The 23,851-nt window shown below is 72.9% G+C and carries 20 protein-coding genes; 13 read left to right on the top strand and 7 right to left on the bottom strand.

Annotated features, from left to right (window positions below; all coding sequences use genetic code 11):
- Window positions 1–77: 77 nt before the first annotated feature.
- Window positions 78–614, top strand: coding sequence for a GNAT family N-acetyltransferase (locus AMK31_RS15455; protein WP_073941093.1), 537 nt, complete (start codon window positions 78–80; stop codon window positions 612–614).
- 241 nt (window positions 615–855) lie between these two features.
- A complete protein-coding gene (locus AMK31_RS42110) occupies window positions 856–987 on the top strand; it encodes a hypothetical protein (protein ID WP_107468616.1) in 132 nt (43 codons plus the stop codon).
- 15 nt (window positions 988–1,002) lie between these two features.
- On the opposite strand, the gene AMK31_RS15460 is transcribed toward AMK31_RS42110, so the two are convergent.
- Window positions 1,003–2,565 (bottom strand): purple acid phosphatase family protein, encoded by a 1,563-nt coding sequence (locus AMK31_RS15460; protein WP_073941094.1) that lies wholly within the window; start codon window positions 2,563–2,565, stop codon window positions 1,003–1,005.
- A gap of 131 nt (window positions 2,566–2,696) precedes the next feature.
- Here AMK31_RS15460 and AMK31_RS15465 point away from each other — a divergent pair, with 131 nt between their 5' ends.
- Window positions 2,697–3,740, top strand: coding sequence for a 3-isopropylmalate dehydrogenase (locus AMK31_RS15465; protein WP_073941095.1), 1,044 nt, complete (start codon window positions 2,697–2,699; stop codon window positions 3,738–3,740).
- 255 nt (window positions 3,741–3,995) lie between these two features.
- Window positions 3,996–5,084: a branched-chain amino acid aminotransferase gene (locus AMK31_RS15470; protein WP_073941096.1), complete on the top strand. Its 1,089-nt coding sequence runs from the start codon at window positions 3,996–3,998 to the stop codon at window positions 5,082–5,084.
- An 8-nt stretch (window positions 5,085–5,092) separates the two neighbouring features.
- Here AMK31_RS15470 and AMK31_RS15475 read toward each other — a convergent pair whose 3' ends face one another.
- The gene (locus AMK31_RS15475) at window positions 5,093–6,556 is read right to left on the bottom strand and encodes a cytosine permease (protein WP_073941097.1); all 1,464 of its coding nucleotides are present in this window, start codon (window positions 6,554–6,556) and stop codon (window positions 5,093–5,095) included.
- 145 nt (window positions 6,557–6,701) lie between these two features.
- On the opposite strand from AMK31_RS15475, the gene ureA reads away from it, so the two are divergent.
- The 6 genes from ureA to cimA all read left to right on the top strand — a co-directional run bounded on the left by ureA (window position 6,702) and on the right by cimA (window position 14,091).
- On the top strand, window positions 6,702–7,406 hold the full coding sequence (ureA, locus tag AMK31_RS15480; protein ID WP_073941098.1) for an urease subunit gamma: 705 nt from the start codon (window positions 6,702–6,704) through the stop codon (window positions 7,404–7,406).
- Window positions 7,403–9,115 (top strand): urease subunit alpha, encoded by a 1,713-nt coding sequence (locus tag AMK31_RS15485; protein WP_073941099.1) that lies wholly within the window; start codon window positions 7,403–7,405, stop codon window positions 9,113–9,115. Before ureA ends, AMK31_RS15485 begins: the two co-directional genes overlap by 4 nt.
- Window positions 9,116–9,162: 47 nt before the next feature.
- Window positions 9,163–10,182 carry an agmatine deiminase family protein gene (locus AMK31_RS15490; RefSeq protein WP_073941100.1) on the top strand — a complete coding sequence of 340 codons (1,020 nt, stop codon included), beginning with the start codon at window positions 9,163–9,165 and terminating at the stop codon, window positions 10,180–10,182.
- An 11-nt stretch (window positions 10,183–10,193) separates the two neighbouring features.
- Window positions 10,194–10,802 carry a TetR/AcrR family transcriptional regulator gene (locus AMK31_RS15495; RefSeq protein ID WP_073941101.1) on the top strand — a complete coding sequence of 203 codons (609 nt, stop codon included), beginning with the start codon at window positions 10,194–10,196 and terminating at the stop codon, window positions 10,800–10,802.
- A 116-nt stretch (window positions 10,803–10,918) separates the two neighbouring features.
- Window positions 10,919–12,181, top strand: a complete 1,263-nt coding sequence (locus AMK31_RS15500; protein ID WP_143204238.1) for a TolB family protein — start codon at window positions 10,919–10,921, stop codon at window positions 12,179–12,181.
- A gap of 305 nt (window positions 12,182–12,486) precedes the next feature.
- The gene (gene cimA, locus AMK31_RS15505) at window positions 12,487–14,091 is read left to right on the top strand and encodes a citramalate synthase (protein WP_073941103.1); all 1,605 of its coding nucleotides are present in this window, start codon (window positions 12,487–12,489) and stop codon (window positions 14,089–14,091) included.
- Between the two features lie 35 nt (window positions 14,092–14,126).
- On the opposite strand, the gene AMK31_RS15510 is transcribed toward cimA, so the two are convergent.
- Window positions 14,127–16,010, bottom strand: a complete 1,884-nt coding sequence (locus AMK31_RS15510; RefSeq protein ID WP_073941104.1) for a ricin-type beta-trefoil lectin domain protein — start codon at window positions 16,008–16,010, stop codon at window positions 14,127–14,129.
- Between the two features lie 214 nt (window positions 16,011–16,224).
- On the opposite strand from AMK31_RS15510, the gene AMK31_RS15515 reads away from it, so the two are divergent.
- A complete protein-coding gene (locus tag AMK31_RS15515) occupies window positions 16,225–17,583 on the top strand; it encodes a hypothetical protein (RefSeq protein WP_073941105.1) in 1,359 nt (452 codons plus the stop codon).
- 33 nt (window positions 17,584–17,616) lie between these two features.
- Here AMK31_RS15515 and AMK31_RS15520 read toward each other — a convergent pair whose 3' ends face one another.
- Window positions 17,617–18,117, bottom strand: coding sequence for a GNAT family N-acetyltransferase (locus tag AMK31_RS15520; protein ID WP_073941106.1), 501 nt, complete (start codon window positions 18,115–18,117; stop codon window positions 17,617–17,619).
- Window positions 18,118–18,267: 150 nt separating this feature from the next.
- Window positions 18,268–18,819 (bottom strand): YceI family protein, encoded by a 552-nt coding sequence (locus AMK31_RS15525; protein WP_073941107.1) that lies wholly within the window; start codon window positions 18,817–18,819, stop codon window positions 18,268–18,270.
- A gap of 199 nt (window positions 18,820–19,018) precedes the next feature.
- Between AMK31_RS15525 and AMK31_RS15530 the strand changes: the two genes are divergently transcribed.
- Window positions 19,019–20,299 (top strand): glycosyltransferase, encoded by a 1,281-nt coding sequence (locus AMK31_RS15530; protein WP_073941108.1) that lies wholly within the window; start codon window positions 19,019–19,021, stop codon window positions 20,297–20,299.
- 15 nt (window positions 20,300–20,314) lie between these two features.
- Here AMK31_RS15530 and AMK31_RS15535 read toward each other — a convergent pair whose 3' ends face one another.
- Together AMK31_RS15535 and hpnR are read right to left on the bottom strand one after the other, a co-directional pair.
- Window positions 20,315–21,193, bottom strand: a complete 879-nt coding sequence (locus tag AMK31_RS15535) for a DMT family transporter (protein ID WP_073941109.1) — start codon at window positions 21,191–21,193, stop codon at window positions 20,315–20,317.
- A 29-nt stretch (window positions 21,194–21,222) separates the two neighbouring features.
- Entirely contained in the window at window positions 21,223–22,701 is a 1,479-nt protein-coding gene (gene hpnR / locus AMK31_RS15540) for a hopanoid C-3 methylase HpnR (protein ID WP_073941110.1), read from the bottom strand.
- Window positions 22,702–22,932: 231 nt separating this feature from the next.
- On the opposite strand from hpnR, the gene AMK31_RS15545 reads away from it, so the two are divergent.
- Window positions 22,933–23,763: an SDR family NAD(P)-dependent oxidoreductase gene (locus AMK31_RS15545; RefSeq protein WP_073941111.1), complete on the top strand. Its 831-nt coding sequence runs from the start codon at window positions 22,933–22,935 to the stop codon at window positions 23,761–23,763.
- The last annotated feature ends 88 nt before the right edge of the window (window positions 23,764–23,851 follow it).

The raw sequence follows: 23,851 nt of genomic DNA on the forward strand, positions 1-23,851 counted from the left end.
GTAGGGGCGCCGGATCGCGCCGGACGACCGAAATTAACCGGGGGAAAGCGGGCGGCGGGCCTCGCGATACTGGCGCCATGACGACCACGCGCACCGCCCACACCGCCGGCCTCGACCCCGCCGAACTCACCGAGATCCGCTCCCTGTTGCACAACGCCTTCGACGGCGACTTCGCCGACGAGGACTGGGAGCACACCCTGGGCGGCATGCACGCCCTGGTCCACGACGGGCGGGGACTGGCCGCGCACGGCGCGGTCGTGATGCGGCGGGTGCGGTTCGGCGAGCGGTGGCTGCGCGTCGGCTACGTGGAGGGAGTCGCCGTACGGGCCGACGTACGGCGGCAGGGGCTCGGCGGCACGGTCATGACCGCCCTGGAGGGGATCATCACCCGCGCCTACGACCTCGGCGCCCTCTCCGCGAGCGACGACGGCGCCCTGCTGTACACCGGCCGCGGCTGGCGGGCGTGGAGCGGGCCGATCCGCGCGCTCGGCCCGGAGGGCGTCGTCCGTCTGCGCGACGAGGAGGGCTCCACGTACGTCTGGCCCGCGCCGGTCCGGGCCGCGGACCCGGACGCCGAGCTGGTCTTCGACTGGCGGGACGGAGACGTGCTCTGACCTGGCACATCCGCGGCCCGGCAGCCGCCCGTCTCAGATAGTAGGAAGTCCGAGTAATTGTGGAGACAGACGCTCCGTCCTCCCGTAGCTTTGTAGGAGCCGAACGTCTCGCTCGACCCAGCGAAGGGCGCTCGTGAGCCGGGCCCGTGCAGGCAACCCCTGCGGCACCGCAGCTCCCGCCCGACCGGCGTCTCGCAACCCCCTTTCCGTACTCCACGTTTGCCGAAGGAGTCGATGCCCCATGGCCGAGACGACCGTCCGCCGCCGAGTCCGCCACAGCTCCCGCAACAGCGACGCCGACCGCAAGAACGCCGCCGCCGCCCTCCAGCGCGCCCTGGACCGCCGGGACAACGGCGGTTCGACGGGTCACTGAGGGGTCGGCGCCGGCTCAGCCGCCCCGGCGCACCTCGAAGTGGTCGATCCGCTCCCCGTTCCCGGCGAGCGCCGACACGGTGAGCCGAGGGGCCGCCCCGCCGACCGCCTCCACGGACAGGAACGAGAACCCCCGGTAGCGCACCCGCGACCACTCCACGGTCTCCGGCTCCGCGCGCCGCGACCTCGTCCACCGGAAGGCCGGCACGGCCTCGTGCTGGGCCGTCTTCCCCTCGTAGCTCTCGGCGACCCCCGCCGGGAAGCCGTACAGCTCCTTCCCGCCGCCGCCCGCGGTGACGTACACGGTGCCGTCGCGCCGCGGGTCCGTGGAGCCGCCGACCGGAACCGGCCGGCCCACCCCGCCGTCGCGGATGGCGTCGGTGCGCTCGTAGACGTGGTTGTGCCCGTTGATCACCAGGTCCACCTGGTGCTCGGCGAACAGCGGCACCCACTCGGCGCGCACCCCGCCGTCGGAGGCGTGCGAGGACGTGGAGTAGGCGCAGTGGTGGAAGAAGACGACGACGAAGTCGACTCCCCGGTCCGCGCGCAGCTCGCGCAGCTTCTTGTCCAGCCAGGCCGTCTGACGCCCGTCGCTGTGCCCGAGGTTGGCGGGGATCTCGTACGACACGTCGTTGGCGTCCAGCGCGATCACGCCGACGTTGCCGTAGGTGAACGCGTACGCGCCGGGCGTCCGGCGCGGGTCGAAGCCGCTGCCCGGCAGGGACCAGCGGGCCCACTGGCCACCGTAGCCGTCCGGCGAGTACCAGGCCTCCATGTCGTGGTTGCCGGTCGTCACCATCCACGGCACCGACCGCGCCACCGGCTCGGTCTGCCTCAGATACAGGTCCCAGTGGGTCGCGTCGTAGGCGTCCGACTCCTTGCCCCTGCCGGTCGGGTTCGCGTAGCAGATGTCGCCCGCGTGGAGGTGGAAGGCGGGCTTCCGGCCGAGCAGCAGCGCGTTGTTGGCGGCGGCCGCCTCGCCGACGCCCTGATCGCCGAAGGCCGTGAAGGTGAACCGCTCGGGCTTCGCGGGCGCGGTGCGGAAGCTGCCGAGGGACGCGCGGTGCCCGGGCGCGGCCGGGTCCCGGCCCTCGTGGCCGACGCCGTAGTAGTACGTCGTGCCGGGCAGCAGGCCGTCCAGGGCGGCGTGCACGTAGTACTGCTCGACCGCCGCGCGCACCCCGCGCACCTCGGGGGTGCGCAGCGCGCGGATCTCGGCGCCGATCCGGCCGCCCAGGTCGTCGGGGCGGGTGCCGATCCGCACGTACGGCCGTCTCACCGCGGCCGGCACCTGCCAGGAGATCCGCATCGCCGTGCGCGGATCGGCGCCGAAGGCGAGATGGCGGCCGAACGGGACGACGGCGGAGCCGGGGGCCCTGGAGGTCGCGGGGGAGGGGGCCGCGGCGGAGCGGGTGGTGCCCGGCGCGCCGGAGCAGCCCGTGAGCGCGCCCGCCGCCACCGCCCCGGCCGTCACCAGCGTCCGGCGCCGGGTGAGCGTCGTGCGCAGGTACTCGTGCTGCTCGGCCATGCTCATCCGGTCGGCGAGCCGGGCCGGTATGCCGAAGTCGGGGATCTCCATGCCGGTGAACTTCCCAGCGCGGCCCGACACCCGTGCCACGTACGGGTGAACGCTGGACGACGACGACGGGCGGCGCGTCCGTATCGCGGACAGTGCGTGTCATCCCATGGGACGAGGAGTAGGGTGCCCGCATGTCTCGCAGCATCAATCTCGCAGTGATCCCCGGTGACGGCATCGGCCAGGAGGTCGTGGCCGAAGGCCTGAAGGTCCTCTCCGCCGTCCTTCCGCAGGATGTGAAGCTGGAGACCAAGGAGTACGACTTCGGCGCCAAGCGGTACCACGCCACCGGTGAGACCCTCACCGACGCCGACCTCGACGCCCTGAAGAAGCACGACGCCATCCTGCTCGGCGCCATCGGCGACCCCTCGGTCCCGTCCGGTGTCCTGGAGCGCGGCTTCCTGCTCAAGCTCCGCTTCGCCTTCGACCACCACGTCAACCTGCGGCCGTCCAAGCTGCTGCCCGGCGTCGCCACTCCGCTCGCCGGCGAGCCGCAGATCGACTTCGTCGTCGTCCGCGAGGGCACCGAGGGCCCGTACACCGGCAACGGCGGCACCATCCGCAAGGGCACCGAGCACGAGGTCGCCACCGAGGTGTCCGTGAACACCGCCTACGGTGTCGAGCGCGTCGTCCGGGACGCCTTCGCCCGCGCCCAGGCCCGCCCGCGCAAGAAGCTCACCCTCGTCCACAAGAACAACGTGCTGACCTTCGCCGGTCACCTGTGGACGAACATCTTCAACAAGGTGGCCGAGGAGTACCCCGAGGTCACCACCGAGTACATCCACGTCGACGCGGCGACCATCTTCCTGGTCACCCAGCCCGAGCGGTTCGACGTCATCGTCACCGACAACCTGTTCGGCGACATCATCACCGACCTCGCCGCGGCCGTCTCCGGCGGCATCGGCGTCGCCGCCAGCGGGAACATCAACCCGGGCGGCGAGTTCCCGTCCATGTTCGAGCCCGTGCACGGCTCGGCCCCGGACATCGCCGGCCAGGGCAAGGCCGACCCCACCGCCACGGTCCTGTCCGTCGCGCTCCTGCTGCGCCACCTCGGCTACGAGGCCGAGGCCGACCGCATCGACGAGGCCGTCGCCGCCGACCTCACCGAGCGCGCCGGCAACCCGGCCCGCTCCACCTCGGAGATCGGCGACGCGCTCGCCGGACGAGTAGCCGGCTGACCCGGCCGCGCCACTCGAACTCTCGAAGCCGTCGGGTCCCCCTCAGGGCGCCCGGCGGCTTCCCCGTGTCCCCGCCGGGTGCCACCATCGACCCCTGGGCCGCCTTCACCCCGTTTCTTCGGCCGACAGCCGCGCGCGATAATCGAACGCGGAGCCGCGGAATGAGGGAAAGCTCGGACGTCCTAACACTGGCCGGAAACGGCCGGTGGGGCGTGAAAGCGGCCCGTCACTACAACCGGTGAAGGACAACCACTCATGACGACGCCCACGATCGAGCTGAAGCCCTCGGCCAACCCGCTCTCCGACGCGGAGCGCGAGGCGATCCTCGCCAACCCCGGATTCGGCCGCCACTTCACCGACCACATGGTGACGATCAAGTGGACGGAAGGCCGCGGCTGGCACGACGGCCAGCTCGTGCCGTACGCGCCGATCCCCCTCGACCCGGCCACCACGGTCCTGCACTACGCGCAGGAGATCTTCGAGGGCCTCAAGGCCTACCGCCGGCCCGACGGCTCCGTCGCCACCTTCCGCCCGGACCAGAACGCCCTGCGCTTCCAGCGCTCCGCGCGCCGCCTCGCCATGCCCGAGCTGCCGGTCGAGACCTTCATCGAGGCCTGTGACGTCCTGGTCCAGCAGGACAAGGGGTGGGTGCCGGCCCACGGCGGCGAGGAGTCCCTCTACCTGCGCCCGTTCATGATCGCCACCGAGGTCGGGCTCGGCGTGAAGCCGGCCAACGAGTACCTGTTCATCGTCATCGCCTCCCCGGCCGGCGCGTACTTCCCGGGCGGCGTCAAGCCGGTCTCCATCTGGGTCTCCGAGGACCGCGTCCGCGCCGTCCCCGGCGGCATGGGCGACGCCAAGACCGGCGGCAACTACGCCGCGTCGCTGCTCGCGCAGGCGGAGGCGGCGGCGAAGGGCTGCGACCAGGTCTGCTACCTCGACGCCGTCGAGCACAAGTGGGTCGAGGAACTGGGCGGCATGAACCTGTACTTCGTGTACGGCGACAAGATCGTCACCCCGACCCTCACCGGCTCCATCCTGGAGGGCGTCACCCGCGACTCCCTGCTCACCGTCGCCCGCGACCTCGGCTACGAGGCCGAGGAGGGCCGCGTCTCCGTCGAGCAGTGGCAGCGGGACTCCGAGGACGGCACCCTCACCGAGGTGTTCGCCTGCGGCACGGCCGCGGTCATCACCCCGGTCGGCACGGTCAAGCGCGCGGGCGCCGAGTGGAAGCAGGGCGGCGGAGAGCCCGGCGAGGTCACCCTCAAGCTGCGCCAGGCCCTCCTCGACATCCAGCGCGGTACGGCCGCGGACAAGCACGGCTGGATGCACAAGCTGGGCTAGGGCGTGTCCTAGGACATGCCCCCGGGCGTGCCCTGGGCCTCGGCCGGCGTCGGCACGGCCGCCGCGGACTCCGTCCCCGCGGCGGCCGTTTCCTTCGTACGGCCGGTCAGCAGCAGATACGCCAGTCCGCCCACCGCAGCCGACAGCAGGAAGCTGCAGTCCACCCCGCCCGTCAGCGCGAGCAGCGGTCCCTCGTACGACGGGAGAGCGACCGCGAGGACGCCGACGGCCGCGCCCAGTGCCCACGACACGGTGGCCGGGACGTTCCAGCCCGCCGTGTACCAGTAAGCCCCGCCCCGGGCGCGGCGGTTGTAGACCTGGAGGGCGTCCGGGTCGTACACCCCGCCGCAGCGGACGAAGCCGATGAGGGTGATGACGGCCCAGGGCGTGCCGATCGCGGTCAGCAGCAGGACGAACGACGTCATCGCCGTCTGCGCCTCGATGGCGAAGTGACCGGCGAACACGCAGGCCGTCGCCACGACGGCGACCGCGCAGGTGGCGCGGGCCCGCGACAGGCGGGGCAGGATGGCGTCCAGGTCGAGGCCCATCGAGTAGAGCATCAGGCCCGCGTTGCCGACCGACCCGGCCGAGGCGGCGAGCAGCAGCGGCAGCAGGTACCAGGCGGGGGCGGCCTCGGCGAGCGGGCCCGCGTAGTCCAGTGCGGCGCGGGCGGCGTACGAGGTGAAGGTGCCGAAGAGCTGGGGGAGCAGGAGCCCGAGCAGCAGGCCGAGCCAGGTGGCGCGCAGCACCGTGCGCGAGGAGTGGCGGGCGGGGGAGATGTACCGGGTGTAGTCGCCGAGCAGGGTGATGAAGGCGACCGGACCGGACAGGCCCGCGGCCACCGCCGCCAGCAGCCAGGTCGGCCAGAACCCGCCCAGCAGATAGCCGCCGGCCTCGGGGAGCGCGCCCGTGGTGAAGTCCGGGGCGTAGGCGATCACGCCGAGGACGAGCAGGACCGTCATGCCGATCGCGAGGAGACGGGACATCGTCAGCAGCACCCGGTAGCCGTAGACGGCGCCCGCGACGGTCGCCGCGGCCAGCAGCCCGTAGACCAGGACGTACGCGGTCTCGTTCGCGGGCAGGCCGAACATCCGGTGCAGCACGCCGACGGTCACGTCGCCGCCGATCCACACCGTCAGCGCGGTGTAGCCGAGGGCCAGCAGCAGGCCGACGACCGAACCGACCAGCCGGCCGCGCACCCCGAACTGGGCGCCGGAGGAGGTGGAGAGGTTGGTGGCGGTGCGCAGGGAGATCAGCGCCAGCGGGGCGGTGAAGGCGATGCCGACCAGGGTGCCGGCCACGATCGCGCCGACCGACGCCCACCAGCCGAGCCCGAACGACGGCGGCAGCCAGCCGAAGACGATCACCCCCAGGCAGAGGTTGGAGCCGAGCAGGATCGTCACCAGGTCCCGGGGCGTGCTGGTGCGTTCGTCCTCGGGGATGGTGTCGACTCCGCGCTGTTCCATCGGCATGGCTGGTCTCCTTTGACGCCGCCAGACAATTTGAGTGGCGCTCAATGTGATGTGTCTGTGGCTGGCCTGTCAATGTTCCGGTTGCGTGAATCCGAGGTTTAGAGTGATGCTCTAACCCAGGGGAAGGCAAGGAGGTGCCCGCGTCATGAGACTGACCCCGACGGAACGTGACCGGCTGCTGCTCTTCGGAGCCGCCGAGCTGGCCCGCGCCCGCCGCGCCCGCGGCCTTCGGCTGAACGTGCCGGAGGCCACCGCGCTGATCGCGGACACCGTCTGCGAGGCGGCCCGCGACGGAAAGCGGCTCGCCGAGGCCATCGAGGCGGCCCGGTCCGTGCTCGGCCCGGACGATGTGCTGCCCGGCGTCGCGGACGTGGTCACCGAGGTGCACGTCGAGGCCGTCTTCGACGACGGGTCCCGGCTCGCCGTCGTCTCCGACCCCATCGGCGGCGGACTGGGCGAACAGGCGCCGGGCGCGCTGCTGCCGGGGCCGGAGCACGCCGACCCCGAGGCCGTGGTGCGGCTGACGGTCACCAACACCGCCACCGTGCCGGTCTCCGTCACCTCGCACTTCCACTTCTTCGAGGCCAACCCCCGCCTGGACTTCGCACGCGAGCGGGCCTACGGCATGCGGCTCGCCGTCCCCGCCGGGTCGTCGGTGCGCTTCGGCCCGGGCGAGAGCGCCGAGGTGGGCCTCGTGCCGATCGGCGGCGACCGGATCGCGATCGGCTTCGCCGGTCTGGTCGACGGCGCGCTGGACGCGCCCGGCGCCCGCGAGGAGGCGCTGCGCCGCGCCGCCGCCTGCGGCTACCTCGGCGTACCGGAAACCACTGAGCAGGAGGTCGAGCGATGAGCCGCCCCGGAGGCCACCCCGCCGAAGCCCGGCGCCTCACCCCGTACGAGTACGCCGCCACCCACGGCCCGCGCGCCGGCGACCGGATCCGGCTGGGCGACTCCGGGCTGACCGTCCGGGTCGAGTCCGACTCGCAGCGCTACGGCGACGAGTTCCTGGCCGGATTCGGCAAGACCGCCCGCGACGGACTGCACCTGAAGGCCGCCGCCGTCCGCGAGACCTGTGACGTCGTCATCAGCAACGTCGTCGTGATCGACGCGGTGCAGGGCATCCGGAAGGTGTCCATCGGCATCCGGGAGGGCCGGATCCACGCGATCGGCCGGGCCGGGAACCCCGACACCCTCGACGGGGTCGACGTCGTCGTCGGCACCGGCACCTCGATCGTCTCCGGCGAGGGTCTGATCGCCACCGCCGGGGCCGTCGACACACACGTCCACCTGCTGTCGCCGCGCATCATGGAGGCCTCGCTCGCCTCCGGCGTCACCACGATCATCGGGCAGGAGTTCGGCCCGGTGTGGGGTGTCGGCGTCAACTCGCCCTGGGCGCTCCGGCACGCGTTCAACGCGTTCGACGCCTGGCCCGTCAACATCGGCTTCCTCGGCCGCGGTTCGTCCTCCCACGACGCGCCGCTGATCGAGGCGCTGGCCGAGGGCGGCGCCTCCGGCTTCAAGGTGCACGAGGACATGGGCGCCCACACCCGGGCCCTGGACACCGCGCTGCGCGTCGCCGAGGAGCACGACGTGCAGGTCGCCCTGCACAGCGACGGGCTGAACGAGTGCCTGTCCGTCGAGGACACCCTGCGCGTCCTCGAAGGCCGCACCATCCACGCCTTCCACATCGAGGGCTGCGGCGGCGGACACGTGCCCAACGTGCTGAAGATGGCGGGCGTGCCGAACGTCATCGGCTCCTCCACCAACCCCACGCTGCCCTTCGGCCGGGACGCGGTCGCCGAGCACTACGGCATGATCGTCTCCGTCCACGACCTCAAGCCCGACCTGCCCGGCGACGCCGCCATGGCCCGCGACCGCATCCGCGCCGGGACCATGGGCGCCGAGGACGTACTGCACGACCTGGGCGCGATCGGTATCACCTCGTCCGACGCGCAGGGCATGGGCCGTGCCGGCGAGACGGTCCGCCGTACGTTCGCCATGGCCGGGAAGATGAAGGCCGAACTCGGCGACCCCGGCGTCGGCCACGACAACGAGCGCGTCCTGCGCTACATGGCCAAGCTGACCATCAACCCCGCCATCGCGCACGGCCTCGCCCACGAGGTCGGCTCGATCGAGGCCGGCAAGCTCGCCGACATCGTGCTGTGGCGGCCGGAGTACTTCGGCGCCAAGCCGCAGCTCGTCCTCAAGGCGGGCTTCCCGGCCTACGGCGTGGTCGGCGACCCCAACGCGGCCACCGACACCTGCGAACCCCTCGTGCTGGGCCCACAGTTCGGCGCGTTCGGGGCCACGCCCGCCGACATCTCGGTCGCCTTCGTCGCCCAGGCCGCCGTCGACCAGGGCCACGACACCATGCCGACCCGCCGCCGCCGGGTCGCCGTGCGCGGCACGCGCGGCATCGGACCGGCCGACCTGCGGCTGAACTCCCGCACCGGCCAGGTCGACGTCGACCAGCGCACCGGACTCGTCACCCTCGACGGGGAACCGCTGCGCTCGGACCCCGCCGGCTCCGTCTCCCTCAACCGCCTCTACTTCCTCTAGTACATCCAGCTCCTCCACCAGCTCCTCTAGCTCCCTAGGACCTCCCCATGACCTACCGCATGCCCCCCGAGTGGGCCCCGCACGAGCGCACCTGGATGGCCTGGCCCGGACCCAACCCGACCTTCACCAACGACGAGGAGCTGGCCGAGGCCCGCGCCGCCTGGGCGTCCGTGGCCCGCGCGGTGCGCCGCTTCGAGCCGGTGACGGTGGTGCACGGCCCCGGCCAGGGCGAGGCCGCGCGCGAGCTGCTCGGCCCGGACGTCGACCTGGTGGAGCGCGAGCTCGACGACGCGTGGATGCGGGACATCGGCCCGACCTTCGTCACCGACGAGCAGGGCCGGCTCGCCGCCGTGGACTGGGTGTTCAACGGCTGGGGCGCCCAGGACTGGGCCCGCTGGGAGCACGACTCCAAGATCGCCCGCCATGTCGCGGACCTGGCCGGGGCACCCGTGCTGAGCAGCACCCTCGTCAACGAGGGCGGCGCGATCCACGTCGACGGCGAGGGCACGGTCCTGCTGACCGACACCGTCCAGCTAGGCGCCGGCCGCAACCCCGGCTGGACCCGCGAGCAGGTCGAGGCGGAGATCCACGCCAAGCTCGGCACCAGCAAGGCGATCTGGCTCCCGCACGGCCTGGCCGGCGACTACGGCATGTACGGCACGCAGGGCCACGTCGACATCGTCGCGGCCTTCGCGCGGCCGGGCACCGTGCTCGTGCACAGCCAGCAGGACCCGGCCCACCCGGACCACGTCCGCTCGCAGACGTACCTGGAGATCCTGCGCGGCGCGACCGACGCGCAGGGCCGGCCCCTGGAGGTCGTGGAGGTCCCCGCCCCCACCGTCCTGAAGGACGAGGAGGGCGACTGGGTCGACTACTCCTACATCAACCACTACCTGTGCAACGGCGGCGTCGTGCTCTGCGCCTTCGACGACCCGAACGACGAGGTCGCGGCGGGCATCTTCCGCCGGCTGTTCCCCGAGCGGGAGGTGACGCCGGTGGACGCACGTACGATCTTCGCGGGTGGCGGAGGCATCCACTGCATCACCCAGCAGCAGCCGAAGATCTAGAGGAGTCAGGGATGGCCGGTGCGCCTCGGGCACGGAAGAACGCACCGCCGCGCGAGGACGTTCTCGCCGCCGCCATGGAGATGATCGCCGAGCGCGGCCTGGAGAAGCTGACCATGGCCGCGCTCGGCCGTGAGGTCGGCATGAGCAGCGGCCACCTCCTCTACTACTTCCGCACCAAGGACGAGCTGCTGCTGCAGGCCCTGGAGTGGAGCGAGGGCCGCCTCGGCGCCGAGCGCCGCCGCCGGCTGGCGCGCCCGGCACCGGCCCGCGAACGCCTCGACGCCTACGTCGACCTGTACGTCCCCGACGGCCACCGCGACCCGCACTGGACGCTCTGGCTGGAGGTCTGGAACCGCTCGCAGAACGCCGACGACGACGCCCGCGAGCGGCAGGCCGCCATCGAGGGCGCCTGGCACCGCGACCTCGTCGCCCTGCTCGCCGAGGGCGTCTCCCGCGGCGAGTTCCGGCCCGTCGACCCCGACCGCTTCGCCGCCCGGCTGCGCGCCCTGCTCGACGGCTTCTCCATCCATGTCGCCATCGGCCTGCGCGGCACGGACCGGGAGCAGATTCTCGGCCACGTACGGGAGTTCCTGGAGCAGGGCCTGCTCGCGGACACCTGAACACCTGTCCGGGTTGTACGCAATCCGACCGATTGACCCCGACAGTGGTGATGCGCTTCGCTTCTCGAAGCCCTCGGCGCGGGGCCGGGGGAGAAGCGTCACACAGGGGGAATCTCGTGCTCAGAAGCATGCGGGGGACGTCCGTCGCGGTGCTCGCGGGGGCGATGGTCGCGCTCTCGGCGACCTCGGCGGGCGCGGCACCGGAACCGCGGACCGAGCGGGTCACCGTGTCGGCGGCCGGGGAGCAACTGGACGGCGGGTCGGACGGGCCGCGGCTGAGCGCCGACGGACGCTACGCCGCCTTCGGTTCCTACGCCGCGAACGTGGTGCCCGGCGACGGCAACGGGCAGCCCGACGCGTTCGTGCGGGACCTGCGCCGGGGGACCGTCGAGCGGGTCAGCGTGGCATCGGACGGCACACCGGCGGACGAGGCCAGCCACTACGTCAGGATCAGCGGCGACGGCCGGTACGTGGCCTACCGGTCCCGGGCGACGAACCTGGTCGCCTGGCCGCAGCCGCAGGCCTACTACAGCGACGTGTACGTCCACGACCGGCGCACCGGCGAGACCGAGCGGGTCAGTGTCGCCGCCGACGGCGGATCCGGCTGGGTGCGCGACAGCGTCGACATCTCCGGCGACGGCCGCGTGGTGGCCTTCACCGCCTCGGCGTCCAGGATCGAGGGCGGGGACGCGCCCAACCAGACCCGCGCCTACGTCCACGACCGCCGCACCGGCCAGACCCGCCACATCAGCGGCCACCTGCCGTCGGACTGGGACGTGCAGAACCTCCGTCTCAGCGCCGACGGCGAGCACCTGGCCTACGAGCAGCGCCACCCGCGCGGCGGCCGGGGCGAGTTGTGGCTGGCCGACCTGCGCACCGGCGAGCAGAAGCACCTGAACGTCGCCCCGGACGGCGCCCCGACCAACGGCGTGCCGGGAGGCCTGTCGATCTCCGCGGACGGCGGCCTCGTCGCGTACGGCTCCTTCGGCGAGAGCGTCGCCGGCGACGTCCCGCCGTACACCTGGGAGCTGTACCAGTACGACGCCCGGACCGGCGGCACCCGGTGGATCACCCACGAGGGCGCGGGCGAGCTGGGCGCGGGCACGCTCAGCGCGGACGGCCGCAAGCTGGCGTACCGGCAGGAGACGGCCCTGCCGGGCGGTGAGACGGCCGACAACGTGTACGTCCGCGATCTGCGCACCGGCCGGACCACGCTCGTCACCGAGTCCCTCGACGGGGGGCCGCTGACCGAGGGGTACAGCGCGCCGTCGGACTTCGCCCGCCACGGCCGGCTGCTCGGCCTGTTCTCGACCTCCGGCCGGCTGGTGCCGGACGACACCAACGGGGAAGGGGACGGCTTCGTCCATCGTGTGCGGTGAGTGATCTCGGGCTCGCATACTGAGACAGCCGTGAGCGCGGGGGCGGGGCTGTGCCAGACTGCCTCCGTGCTCTCGTTCGCCATGATTATTGGCAGCAGGCGCGCCGGTCCGCAGTGACCGCCTCGTACGACCCGGTACGGGCGGACACCGTCGTCCTCGACCCGCGCGCAGACCTCTCGCACCCGCGAGAGGTTTTTCGTTTTCCTGGCCCACCCGCAGCCGGGAGAAGAGCGCGAGGATCATAGAAGGACGGTGGAGCCGGTCATTCCGGTAGACCGAGATCCCAAACAGGAGCCTTGACGACCATGACGGAAACCAGCGAGCTCGACGACTCGTTCCACGTCTTCGACACCACCCTGCGCGACGGCGCCCAGCGCGAGGGCATCAACCTCACGGTCGCGGACAAGCTGGCCATCGCACGTCACCTGGACGACTTCGGGGTCGGGTTCATCGAGGGCGGCTGGCCCGGCGCGAACCCGCGCGACACCGAGTTCTTCGCCCGGGCCCAGAAGGAGATCGACTTCAAGCACGCCCAGCTGGTCGCCTTCGGCTCCACCCGCCGAGCCGGCGCCGACGCCGCCGACGACCCGCAGGTCAAGGCCCTCCTGGACTCCGGCGCCCCGGTGATCACCCTGGTGGCGAAGTCCCACGACCGGCATGTCGAGCTGGCCCTGCGGACCACCCTCGACGAGAACCTGGAGATGGTCCGCGACACCGTCGCCCACCTCACGTCCCAGGGCCGCCGCGTCTTCGTCGACTGCGAGCACTTCTTCGACGGCTACCGCGCGAACCCCGAGTACGCCAAGGCCGTCGTCCGTACGGCGGCCGAGGCCGGCGCCGACGTGGTGATCCTCTGCGACACCAACGGCGGCATGCTGCCCGCTCAGGTCCAGGCCGTCGTCTCCACGGTCCTCGCCGACACCGGCGCCCGGCTCGGCATCCACGCCCAGGACGACACCGGCTGCGCGGTCGCCAACACCCTCGCCGCCGTCGACGCGGGAGCCACCCACGTCCAGTGCACCGCCAACGGCTACGGCGAGCGGGTCGGCAACGCCAACCTCTTCCCGGTGGTGGCCGCGCTGGAGCTGAAGTACGGCAAGAAGGTGCTGCCCGAGGGCAGGCTGCGCGAGATGACCCGGATCTCGCACGCCATCGCCGAGGTCGTCAACCTCACCCCGTCCACCCACCAGCCGTACGTGGGCCTGTCCGCCTTCGCCCACAAGGCCGGCCTGCACGCGTCCGCGATCAAGGTCGACCCGGACCTCTACCAGCACATCGACCCCGAGCAGGTCGGCAACACCATGCGGATGCTGGTCTCCGACATGGCGGGCCGGGCGTCGGTGGAGCTGAAGGGCAAGGAACTGGGCGTCGACCTCGGCGGCGACCGGGAGCTGGTCGGCCGGGTCGTCGAGCGGGTCAAGGAGCGGGAACTCGAGGGCTACACGTACGAGGCCGCCGACGCGAGCTTCGAACTGCTGCTGCGCTCCGAGGTACAGGGCGGGCCGCTGCGCTACTTCGAGGTCGAGTCCTGGCGGGCCATCGTCGAGGACCGCCCCGACGGCACCCACGCCAACGAGGCCACCGTCAAGCTGTGGGCCAAGGGCGAGCGGATCGTCGCCACCGCGGAGGGCAACGGCCCGGTCAACGCGCTCGACCGGGCCCTGCGCGTCGCCCTCGAGAAGATCTACCCGCAGCTCGCCAAGCTCGACCTCGTCGACTACAAGGTCCGCATCCTGGAGGGCAAGCACGGCACCCAGTCCACGACCCGCGTCCTGATCTCCACCTCGGACGGTGCCGGCGAGTGGTCCACGGTCGGTGTGGCGGAGAACGTCATCGCCGCGTCCTGGCAGGCCCTGGAGGACGCGTACACCTACGGACTCCTGCGGGCCGGGGTGACCCCCGCCGAGTAGACCGGACGGACCGCGCCGAACCTACGCCTGGGCCGTCACCGCAGGCTCCACTTCTGGTTGGCGGCGCCCGTGCAGCTCCAGATCTGCGCGCGGGCGCCGTTCGCCGAGGACCGGTCCGTCACGTCCAGGCACTTGTCGGCGGCGAGGTTCACCACGTCGCCGGTCGCCGTGTCGTACGACCAGCGCTGGGCGCCCGTGCCGTTGCAGTCGTAGAGCTGCACCTTCGCCCCGTCCGCCGTCGAGCCGGAGGTCACGTCCAGGCACTTGCCGAGCGCCTGGACGGAGCCGTCGGCGCGGACCGTCCACTGCTGGGCGGCGGTGCCGTTGCAGTCGTGGAGCTGCACCGGCGTGCCGTCGGCGGCCGAACCGCCCGCCACGTCCAGGCACTTGCCCGCGAGGCCGGTGAACGCGCCCGACCGGTCGCCGCCGCCGGACTGCGTGCCGGACCAGGTGAAGGTCGCGGAGGTCCTGCCCGGCAGGGAGTAAGTGGCGTGCTGTGAGCCCCAGTTGACGGTGACCGTGCGGGCCGACGAGGACGGGTTGTAGGCGATCAGTGCCTTGGAGCCGTCCGGGTTGCGCCACGCCACGTTGGGGACGGCCGCCGACGCCGTCGAGGCGATCCGGTGGGCGCCGGGCCGGACGAACTTCGTCAGGTGGCCCATCGTGTAGTACTCGATCGTGAAGTCGACCTGGCCGTGCCGCGCGTCCCCGTTGTGCACGGTGATCAGCCCGTCGCAGGTCCCGCAGCCGCCGTTGTGCGGGCCCCGGTTCTGGTCCACGGCCAGGGACCACTTCGTCACCGACTTCGCCCAGTTGCGGGTGTAGTCGATGATGTTCATCATGTCCTCGCGCTGCTGGTCGGCGATCCAGGTGCCGCCCGAGTGCTCGGTGCCGAACGCGTCCAGCTGCGGGTAGCGGTCGTGCACGGCCGTCTGCTTGGTGACGTCCCCGCCGTAGCCGTGCCAGGCGATGCCGCCGAAGTTGGGGTGCGAGCGCACCGCCGGGTCGTCGACTGTCTGGGCCGCGTAGGCGTCGTAGGTGTCCCAGTTCCAGTCGTGCGCCAGCACCTTCGTCGGCAGGCCCGCCGCCTGGAGCCTGGGCAGCAGCTCGTTCTTGGTGAAGTAGGCCAGCCCGCTCGCGTTCCAGCTCATCGAGGGGTAGCCCGCGCAGCACGTCGGCTCGTTCTGCGCGGTCACGTACGCGACGGGGATGCCCTGGTCCCGGTAGGCCTGGAGGTACTTCACGAAGTACGAGGCGTACGTTCCGTAGTGCTCCGCCTTCAGCCAGCCGCCGTTCAGCTGCCCGCTGTCCTTCATCCAGGCGGGGGCGGTCCACGGCGAGGCCATCACGGTGAGCGCCGGGTTGAGCTGACGTGCCTGCTTCGTCAGCGGCACCACGTCCTGGAGGTCGTGGGCGATCGAGAACTCGGACAGGTCCGGGTCGGTCTGCCCGGCGGGCACGTCGTCGTAGGTGTAGCCGAACCGGGCGAGGTCCGAGCCGCCCATCGGGTTGCGCAGGAACGACAGGCCGATGCCCTCCGTGGGGGAGAACAGCTTGCGCATCGTCGCGTCCCGGGTGGCCTGCGACAGCGCCCCGCTGCCGTCCATCAGCCAGGCCGCGGTGTCGGTGAAGGAGGCGCCGCCGCCGGTGAAGGTCTGGTAGCGGGTGTTCTCGTCGACGGTGATGTTCTCACCGCCGCCGCCGGTACCGGCCTGGAAGGCGAACGGGGTCTGCGCCTGGAGGCCGCGCACGACATGCCGGCCGGCGGTGTCGTCGGTGGTGGTCAGCCAGACGTTCACCTGCTCGCCGGCCGCGTGCGCGGCGGGGGCCGCCGCGGTGAGACCGGCGGCGGTGAGGCCGACCGCGGAGAGCAGCGCGGCCGGCAGCAGCCGGAGCGCGCGGGTGGGGGATCTCCTCATGGTGCGTCGTCCTTCCGTGAAGACAACGGGCCCTCGGATAAATCACGCCGTGATCTAAGGCGTGATTGAACGATGGGAGTGAGTGAACCACGAGAGCCGTGGAAAGGTCCATGCCAAGTACCGCCCCGACCTGGCACCCCCCCGGAAGGTTCGCCCCGGGGTCCGCCTCCCGGGCCGATGTCAATATGTGCCGGTTTCGGGTAGCTTCGAACATATGAGGGCCGCGATGATGCGTACCTTCGTACGCCTGCTGATCGTGCCGGTCACCGCCGCGCTGGCGGTGCTGTCGGCCGGTGCGCCCGGTGCGCACGCGGCCACCGACCTCTCCGAGGTCGCCCAGGCCCTGCGGGAGAGCCCCGTCTACGTCGACCCGGCCGCCTCCGACGTGCTGTCCGAGGCGGACGCCGAAGCGCTCGCGGACAAGATCGAGGACGCGGACAAACCCGTCTTCGTGGCCGTCCTGCCCGCGGACCAGCCGACGGACAACCTGTTCCGCAACCTCCGCACCGAGACCGGCATCACCGGTCTGTACGGAGTCCGGCTCGGCGACCGCTTCGACGCGCGCGCCGACAGCAGCGTGCTGAGCCGGCAGGGTGTGTCCAACCTGGTCGCCGCCGTGCAGGACAGCGGCGACGTCAAGGCCCAGCTGAACGACTTCGTCGACGACGCCCTGCGCGGCGGCCTCGGCGGCTCCGCCCCCGCCTCCTGGGGCTCCACTGGTACCGACGGCGTCTCCACCGCCGCGCTGATCACCACCGGCGCCGTCCTGGCGGCCGGCGGCGTCGGCGCGTACGCCCTCGTCCGCCGCAACCGGCGCCGCCACGAGGAGGAGCAGCGGGCCGCGCTGGACAAGCTGCGCGTGGTGGTCGACGAGGACATCACCGCCTTCGGCGAGGAACTCGACCGCCTCGACTTCCGGCCCGCCGAACCCGGCGCCGACGACGCGATGCGCGCCGACTTCGAACGCGCCCTGGACGCCTACGACCGGGCGAAGGCCCAGATGGACGCGGCCCGCAGACCGGAGGACGTGCGCCCGGTCACCGAGTCCCTGGAGGACGGCCGGTTCGCGCTCGCCCGGCTCGCCGCCCGCCGTGAGGGCCGGCCGCTGCCCGAACGCCGCCCGCCCTGCTTCTTCGACCCCCGCCACGGTCCGTCCGTCACCGATGCCACCTGGACGCCGGAGTTCGGCGCCACCCGCGAGGTCCCGGTGTGCGCCGCGGACGAGGCCCGGCTGGCCGACGGGCGCGACCCCGCGATCCGCGAGGTCGACACCGACTACGGCCGCCGTCCGTACTGGGACGCGGGCCCCGCGTACGGCCCCTGGGCGGGCGGCTACTTCGGCGGCGGCATCCTCCCCGGCCTGCTGGTCGGCAGCCTGCTCGGCAGCATGATGGCCACCCCGTCCTACGCGGCCGACTACGGCGCGGGTTACGGCGACTTCGGCGGCTACGAGGGCGGCGACGTCTCCGGCGCGGACTTCAACACCGACGACTTCAGCGGCGGCTGGGGCGGCGGCGACTTCGGAGGCGGCGGGGGCTTCGGCGGGGGAGGGGACTTCGGCGGCGGCTTCTGAACGCGTCGGCCTCCGGGCCCGGGATGGCGCCGCTCACCCGTGGTCGGGCAGCCGCAGCCACTCCTCCCACGTCAGGTCCCGGCCGATGAACCGGGGCGCCTCGAACGGCCAGTCCTCGGCGATCCAGCGCGGCACGAACGCGTCCAGCGCGCGCTCCAGCGCACCCCCGACCTCCTCGTCCACCACCCACCAGGAGATCTCCGCGTCGGCGCCGCGCTTCTCCGGCGGATCGATGTAGACGCAGCCGCGCAGGGCGGTGCGGTCCGCGTTCTCGACGGTGTAGTTGAACGACTCGTGCGCCTCGATCTCGGCGGCGTGCCGCTCCAGGTCCGCGCGGTTCGCCTCGTACGACATCGTGGCCGGCGGCCAGCCCCAGGCCGGCCCGAAGACCGTCCACAGCCGCTCCCGGGAGCCCATCACGGCCGGGTAGTCGAGCGGCGCGTCCGCCCCGCTGATCGGACGCAGCCGATGGCCCCCGCCGCCCGGTATGCCGACGTGGACGGGGTGGACGAAGTCATGCGGCAGCCAGGTCATGGCCGGAGCCAACCACGCCACCGCGGCCCGCGCACCGCATTTACCCCCGCCCCGCCACCCATGCCCTCGGATGGGAACAGGCGAGCGCCCGCCCTCCCCACGGGGGCAGGGGAGGGCGGGCGCTCGCTGGGGGACGGCGGAGCCATCGGCTCAGGCGTTCTTGATCGCCGAGATGTCGAAGTTCAGCTTGATCTTGTCCGACACCAGGAAGCCGCCGGTCTCCAGCGCGGCGTTCCAGGTCAGGCCCCACTCGGAGCGCAGGATCGTCGTCTTGCCCTCGAAGCCGACGCGCTCGTTGCCGAACGGGTCCTTCGCGGCGCCGTTGAACTCCAGGTCGATGGTGATCGGCTTGGTGACGCCGAGGATCGACAGGTCGCCGGTGATGCGGTAGTCGTCGCCGCCCAGGGACTCCGCCTTGGTGGAGCGGAAGGTCATGGCGGGGAACTCGTCGGTCTTGAAGAAGTCGGCGCTCTTCAGGTGACCGTCGCGGTCGGCGTTGCCGGTGTCGATGCTGTCCATCACGACGTCGATGGTCGCGGTGGAGTTGGACGGCTCGGAGCCGTCGAGGTGCAGCGAGCCGGTGAAGTCGAGGAACTTGCCCTTGACGTTCGTGACCATGGCGTGGCGGGCGACGAAGCCGATGGTCGTGTGGGCGGGGTCGATGGTGTAGTCGCCGGTCAGGGTGGCCAGGTCCAGGGTCATGGCGTTCTCACTCCTCGGGGACGGAATGTTTAATGTTCAACGAGCTGAACGAAACCCACCGTAGACCTATTCCGTTCAATTTTCAACATCATCGGGAACGTGTCGTGGGCGTGTCGCGGACGCACCGAGACCGGGCCGGTGATCGCACCGGTGACCGGGCCGGCGATTGGGCCGCCCACGCGAGTGGTACCCGCCCACCGTGCTGTCGGTCGCGGTACTGGTCGAACTGGTGCGAAGCGGCACCTCGGGCGGCCACGTCAAGTGCTGGGAGCGCTTCGCGGAGAGCGCGGCCCGGCTTCCGGACGCCGCGCCCCACCTCGACCTCACCGTCTACTTCCTGGGCTCCCGCGAACACGTCGAGCCCCTGTCCCCGCGCGTCCGCCTGATCACGCTCCGGCCGGTGCTCGCCTCCACCACGCTGGTCTCGGCGCGCGGCGCGGAGGACGTGACCGACCTCGCCCCGCACCACCCGCGGCTCGCCGCGCTGCTGCCCCGCCACGACGTCTGGCACCTCACCCACGGCTTCGCCTACGCCACCACCGCCGTCCGCCTCGCCCACCGCGCCACCCGCGGCGGGGGGCCCGCGCCCCGCCTGGTGGCCTCCGTGCACACCGACGTCCCCGCCCTCGCCGCGGTCTACGCCCGCTACCTCGCCGGCCGCCGGCTGCCCGCCGCGGGCAACCTGCTCGCGCGCGGCGCCGAACGCCGGCTACGGCGGCGCCGGGACCGCCTGCTCGACGCCTGCGAACGCGTCCTCGTCCCCACCCCGGCGGGCTGCGCCGAACTGGCCCCCGTCGTCGGCGCGGACCGCGTCGCCCTGCTGCGCCGGGGCGTCGACCACGCCCGCTTCCACCCCGACCCCACCGCCCGGACCCGGCTGGCCCGCGCGTACGGCGTCCCGGCGGACCGCCCGCTGGTCCTGTTCGCCGGCCGGCTGGACGCGACCAAGGGACTGCCACTGCTGGCCGAGAGCGTGCGCCGGGTGCGGTCGGCGGGGCGGCCCGTCCACCTGGTGCTGGCGGGCGCGGGCGCGGAGGCCGCCCCGGTACGGCGGTCCCTCGGCGCCGGCGCCACCCTGCTCGGCCCCCTCCCGCAGGACCGCCTGGCGGACGTCTACGCCGCCTGCGACGTCTTCGCCTTCCCCTCCCGCACCGAGACCTGCGGCAACGCCGTCGCCGAAGCCATGGCCGGCGGCCTCGCCGTCCTCCTCCCCGAGGGCGCCGCCACCACCGAATGGCTGACCGTACCCGGCGAGGACGGCGTCGTCGTCCACGACGACACCCCCGAAGCATGGGCGGCCGCCCTGACCGGCCTGATCGACGACCCGGCCCGCCTCACCGCCGTACGCCACCGCGCGGCGGTCACGGCCCGCGAGACCCACCCGTCCTGGGACCGCGTCCTGACGGAGGACCTGCTCCCCGCCTGGCTCCACCCCCACGCCCCCACCCACCGGGCCACCCCCGCACCCGGCCGGCAGTGACCGCCCCCCTGCCCCTCACGGCGCCGCCCTCCCCTTCCGCTCGTGCAGCGCCGCCACCACCGGCGACGAGTCCAGGCTCGCGATGCCCGCGCACACCAGCAGCAGCGCGGTCACGGTGACGGCGCTGACCGGCCAGCCGGTGGTGATCGCCTCGCCGAAGACGACCGTGCCGATGGTCACCGCGACCACCGGCTCCGTCGCGTCGAGGACCGTCATGCTCGCGGCGAGCGGCCCCTGCTGGAAGGCGGTCTGGATGAGCAGCAGGCCGCAGAGCGAGGCCACCACCAGCGCGTACGTCTGCCAGGCGGTCAGCGCCGCGCCGAGGCCGTGGCGCAGGCGGTCCACGGTCGCGGCGAGCAGGACCGACTGCGTGCCCATGACCACCCCGGCGGCGAGGGCCGTGGCGGAGGCCCGCCAAGGGCCCGTCAATCTGCGCGCGGCGGCCAGTGCGGCGCAGACGACGGCGGCCGTGGCGCCGAGGAGCAGCAGCCACTGCTGCGCGCTCGCCGCCGCCGGCCGGCCCCCCTGCGGCCGCGCCGACGCCAGCGCCACCGCGAGCCCGACCGCCACCGCGGCCGTGCCCAGCCACTCCCGGCGCCCCAGCCGCATCCGGTGCAGCCGCGCCGACAGCGGCACCGCGAACACCAACTCGGCGACGATCAGCGGCTGGACGAGACTGAGCGGCCCGAACGCCAGCGCCAGCGACTGGAATCCGTACGCCAGCACCGCCAGCCCGATGCCGCACAGCCACCAGGGGTCACGCACCAGCCCGCTCAGCAGCCGCAGCCGTAACGCCTCGGTGTCGGGGCGGGCGCCCGCGGCCCACTGCTGCAGCAGGCCCGCCGCGGCGAAGCACGCGCCGGCGGCGAGCGCGGCGAGCACGGCGATCGGCATCGTTCGAACAGCCCCTCCCGGCGGCGGTGCTACTCGGTGGTCTCCCGGCTCCGCGTGTGCACGTACAGCTTGCGCCGGTCGCCGACGTCGATGCGCTGCGGCAGCGGCAGCTCGTACCGCACCGGCCTGGCGTGGTCGGCGAGCTGCCGTCGCGGGTTGTACACCTGGTTGAACTTCCACAGCATGCGGGCGAAGTTGGTCTGCCCGTGCAGCAGGTTGCGGCCGAGCACGCGGGCCGCGCCGAACGCGGTGCGCAGCCCCAGGTGCTTGCGGTTGATCACGGCCTGGGTGCGCACCAGCTCCTCGTAGAACCTCTCCAGCGGCAGGGTCGTCGGCACGACGGCGTGCTGGATGTCGAACAGCCGGTAGTCGCGGGTGGTCAGGCGGCGCGACTCGGTGTGCCAGATCTCGGTGCCGGGGTACGGCGTCATCACCGTGAAGTGCACGATCTCCGGCACGGCCAGCGCGAACTCCCGCACCACCCGGAACCGCTCCTCGTCCCACGCCGGGTCGACGATCAGGTTGATGGCGACCGCGATGCCCATCCGCCGCGCGGTCCGCAGCGCCTCGATGTTCTCGTCCGGGCTGATCCGCTTGCGGAACAGGTCCAGGCCCTCCGCGTCGATCGCCTCCATGCCGAGGAACATGTACTTCAGCCCGAGCCGCGCCCACCGCTCGAACACCTCGGGGTGGCGCAGCAGCACATCGGCGCGGGTCTCCAGGTAGTACCGCTTGCGGATCCCCCGCCGCTCCACCGCCGCGGCGATGGCGTCGCCGTGTTCCGGCCGGATGAAGGCCACGTCGTCGACGATGAACACGTTCGGCTCGCGGATCGCCGCGAGTTCGGCGGCCGCCGCCTCGGGGGACGCCCTGCGGTAGCTGCGGCCGTAGAACGTCCACGCGGAGCAGAACGAACAGTCCCAGGGGCAGCCGCGGGTGAACTCGATGGAGGCGCACGGGTCGAGTTCGCCGATGAAGTAGCGGCGCCGGCCGCGCATCAGGTCGCGGGCCGGCAGCGGCGCGTCGATGCTGTGCAGCATCAGCGGGGCGGGGCCGCGTCCCGCCGCGGTGACGATCCCCGGCACGCCGTCGAGGCCGCCGTGACGCACCGCCTCCAGCAGCGGGCCGACCGCCGGCTCCCCCTCGCCGCGCACCACCGCGTCGACCGCGCCCTCCGCCTGCTCCAGCACCTCCTCGGCGACGAACGACACGCTGTGCCCGCCGAGGAAGACGAAACAGCCCGGCACGGCCCGCTTGACGTGCGCGGCCAGTTCGATGGCCTCGGGGATGTTGGCGAGGTAGTTCAGCGAGATGCCCAGCGCCTCGGGCCGGAAGGACCGCACCTCGGCGCGCAGCCGGTCCCGGCCGAGGACCTGGAGGTCCACGACCCGTACGTCGTGACCGGCGTCGCGTGCCGCGGCCGCCACCCGTTCCAGGCCCAGGGGCTCGAGGCGCAGGAAGATCTCCGAGTACATCAGGGCGCTGGGGTGGACGAGCAGCAGACGCATGGTCACCTCCGGGGGCTCTCCCTTCGTATCCCGGCCCGGCCGCGCGGCGCACCGCCCGTACCGCCGCCTGGCGGCACCACGCGGCCCGCAGGGGTGGTTCCGCCGGGCGGGGTACCGGTTCGGGTGAGCCGGGGCGGCGCACGGCGGCGGAAGTGGCGGCGGGCACCCCTTCGGCGGTGTCCTGGGGACGAGTCCGGAAAACCGGACCGGCCTGCGCAGGGAGACCGACCCTTGACCCATACCGGCTCCACCTCCGAACACCGGGCGAGTGCCGTGCCCGCCCCGTCCGTGGCGCGGAAACCCCAGCCGCCGCGCCCCGACACGCCCGTGGCCCTGGTCACCGGGGCGTCGTCGGGGATCGGCGCCGCCACGGCACGCCGCTTCGCCGACGGCGGCTGGCGGCTGCTGCTGAGCGGGCGGGACCGGGAGGGGCTGGCGCGGACGGCCGCGGGCACGTCCGCCGACGTCCTGCCCGGCGACCTCACCGCTCCGGGCGGTCCGCGGCTGCTCGCCCGGTCGGCCCTGGAGACGGCCGGGCGGATCGACGTACTGGTCGCCGGGGCGGGCATCGGCTGGGCGGGCCCGTTCACGGCCATGCCGCACGACGTGATCGACGGTGTCCTCGCCGTGGATCTCGTGGCCACGCTCCATCTGGTACGGGAGGTGCTGCCGGCGATGGTGGCGCGCGGCCGGGGCCGGGTGGTGCTGATCGGGTCGGTGGCGGGTTGTGTGGGGGTGCGCGAGGAGGCCGTGTACTCGGCCGCGAAGGCCGGGCTGGCCGCGTTCGCCGAGGCACTGCGGCAGGAGCTGCGCGGCACCGGGGTCGGGGTCACCCTGGTGGTGCCGGGCCCGGTGGACACCGAGTTCTTCGCCCGCCGCGGCACCCCGTACCGCCGCAACCGCCCACGCCCCATCGCCCCGGCCACCGTCGCCCGCACGGTCTGGGACGCGGTGGACCGAAAGCGCGACGAGGTCTACGTACCGGGCTGGCTGACCCTGCCGGGCCGAGTCCGCGGCCTCACACCGTGGCTGTACCGCCGCCTGCTGAACCGCTTCGGCTGAACGAAGCCCCCTGCCCGCATGAGCCCGCCCGCACCACGCTTGCAACTCGCCCGCCCGAGCGGAGTCGGCGGATTGCCCCGCGGGCCCC

Origin of the sequence: Streptomyces sp. TSRI0107, from assembly GCF_001905845.1 — a bacterium.
Taxonomy (GTDB): domain Bacteria; phylum Actinomycetota; class Actinomycetes; order Streptomycetales; family Streptomycetaceae; genus Streptomyces.

Coding starts and splice junctions, on each gene's coding strand:
- AMK31_RS15455 (WP_073941093.1), top strand. CDS start 78: ATGACGACCACGCGCACCGCCCACACCGCCGGCCTCGACCCCGCCGAA.
- AMK31_RS42110 (WP_107468616.1), top strand. CDS start 856: ATGGCCGAGACGACCGTCCGCCGCCGAGTCCGCCACAGCTCCCGCAAC.
- AMK31_RS15460 (WP_073941094.1), bottom strand. CDS start 2,565: ATGGAGATCCCCGACTTCGGCATACCGGCCCGGCTCGCCGACCGGATG.
- AMK31_RS15465 (WP_073941095.1), top strand. CDS start 2,697: ATGTCTCGCAGCATCAATCTCGCAGTGATCCCCGGTGACGGCATCGGC.
- AMK31_RS15470 (WP_073941096.1), top strand. CDS start 3,996: ATGACGACGCCCACGATCGAGCTGAAGCCCTCGGCCAACCCGCTCTCC.
- AMK31_RS15475 (WP_073941097.1), bottom strand. CDS start 6,556: ATGCCGATGGAACAGCGCGGAGTCGACACCATCCCCGAGGACGAACGC.
- ureA (WP_073941098.1), top strand. CDS start 6,702: ATGAGACTGACCCCGACGGAACGTGACCGGCTGCTGCTCTTCGGAGCC.
- AMK31_RS15485 (WP_073941099.1), top strand. CDS start 7,403: ATGAGCCGCCCCGGAGGCCACCCCGCCGAAGCCCGGCGCCTCACCCCG.
- AMK31_RS15490 (WP_073941100.1), top strand. CDS start 9,163: ATGACCTACCGCATGCCCCCCGAGTGGGCCCCGCACGAGCGCACCTGG.
- AMK31_RS15495 (WP_073941101.1), top strand. CDS start 10,194: ATGGCCGGTGCGCCTCGGGCACGGAAGAACGCACCGCCGCGCGAGGAC.
- cimA (WP_073941103.1), top strand. CDS start 12,487: ATGACGGAAACCAGCGAGCTCGACGACTCGTTCCACGTCTTCGACACC.
- AMK31_RS15510 (WP_073941104.1), bottom strand. CDS start 16,010: ATGAGGAGATCCCCCACCCGCGCGCTCCGGCTGCTGCCGGCCGCGCTG.
- AMK31_RS15515 (WP_073941105.1), top strand. CDS start 16,225: ATGAGGGCCGCGATGATGCGTACCTTCGTACGCCTGCTGATCGTGCCG.
- AMK31_RS15520 (WP_073941106.1), bottom strand. CDS start 18,117: ATGACCTGGCTGCCGCATGACTTCGTCCACCCCGTCCACGTCGGCATA.
- AMK31_RS15525 (WP_073941107.1), bottom strand. CDS start 18,819: ATGACCCTGGACCTGGCCACCCTGACCGGCGACTACACCATCGACCCC.
- AMK31_RS15535 (WP_073941109.1), bottom strand. CDS start 21,193: ATGCCGATCGCCGTGCTCGCCGCGCTCGCCGCCGGCGCGTGCTTCGCC.
- hpnR (WP_073941110.1), bottom strand. CDS start 22,701: ATGCGTCTGCTGCTCGTCCACCCCAGCGCCCTGATGTACTCGGAGATC.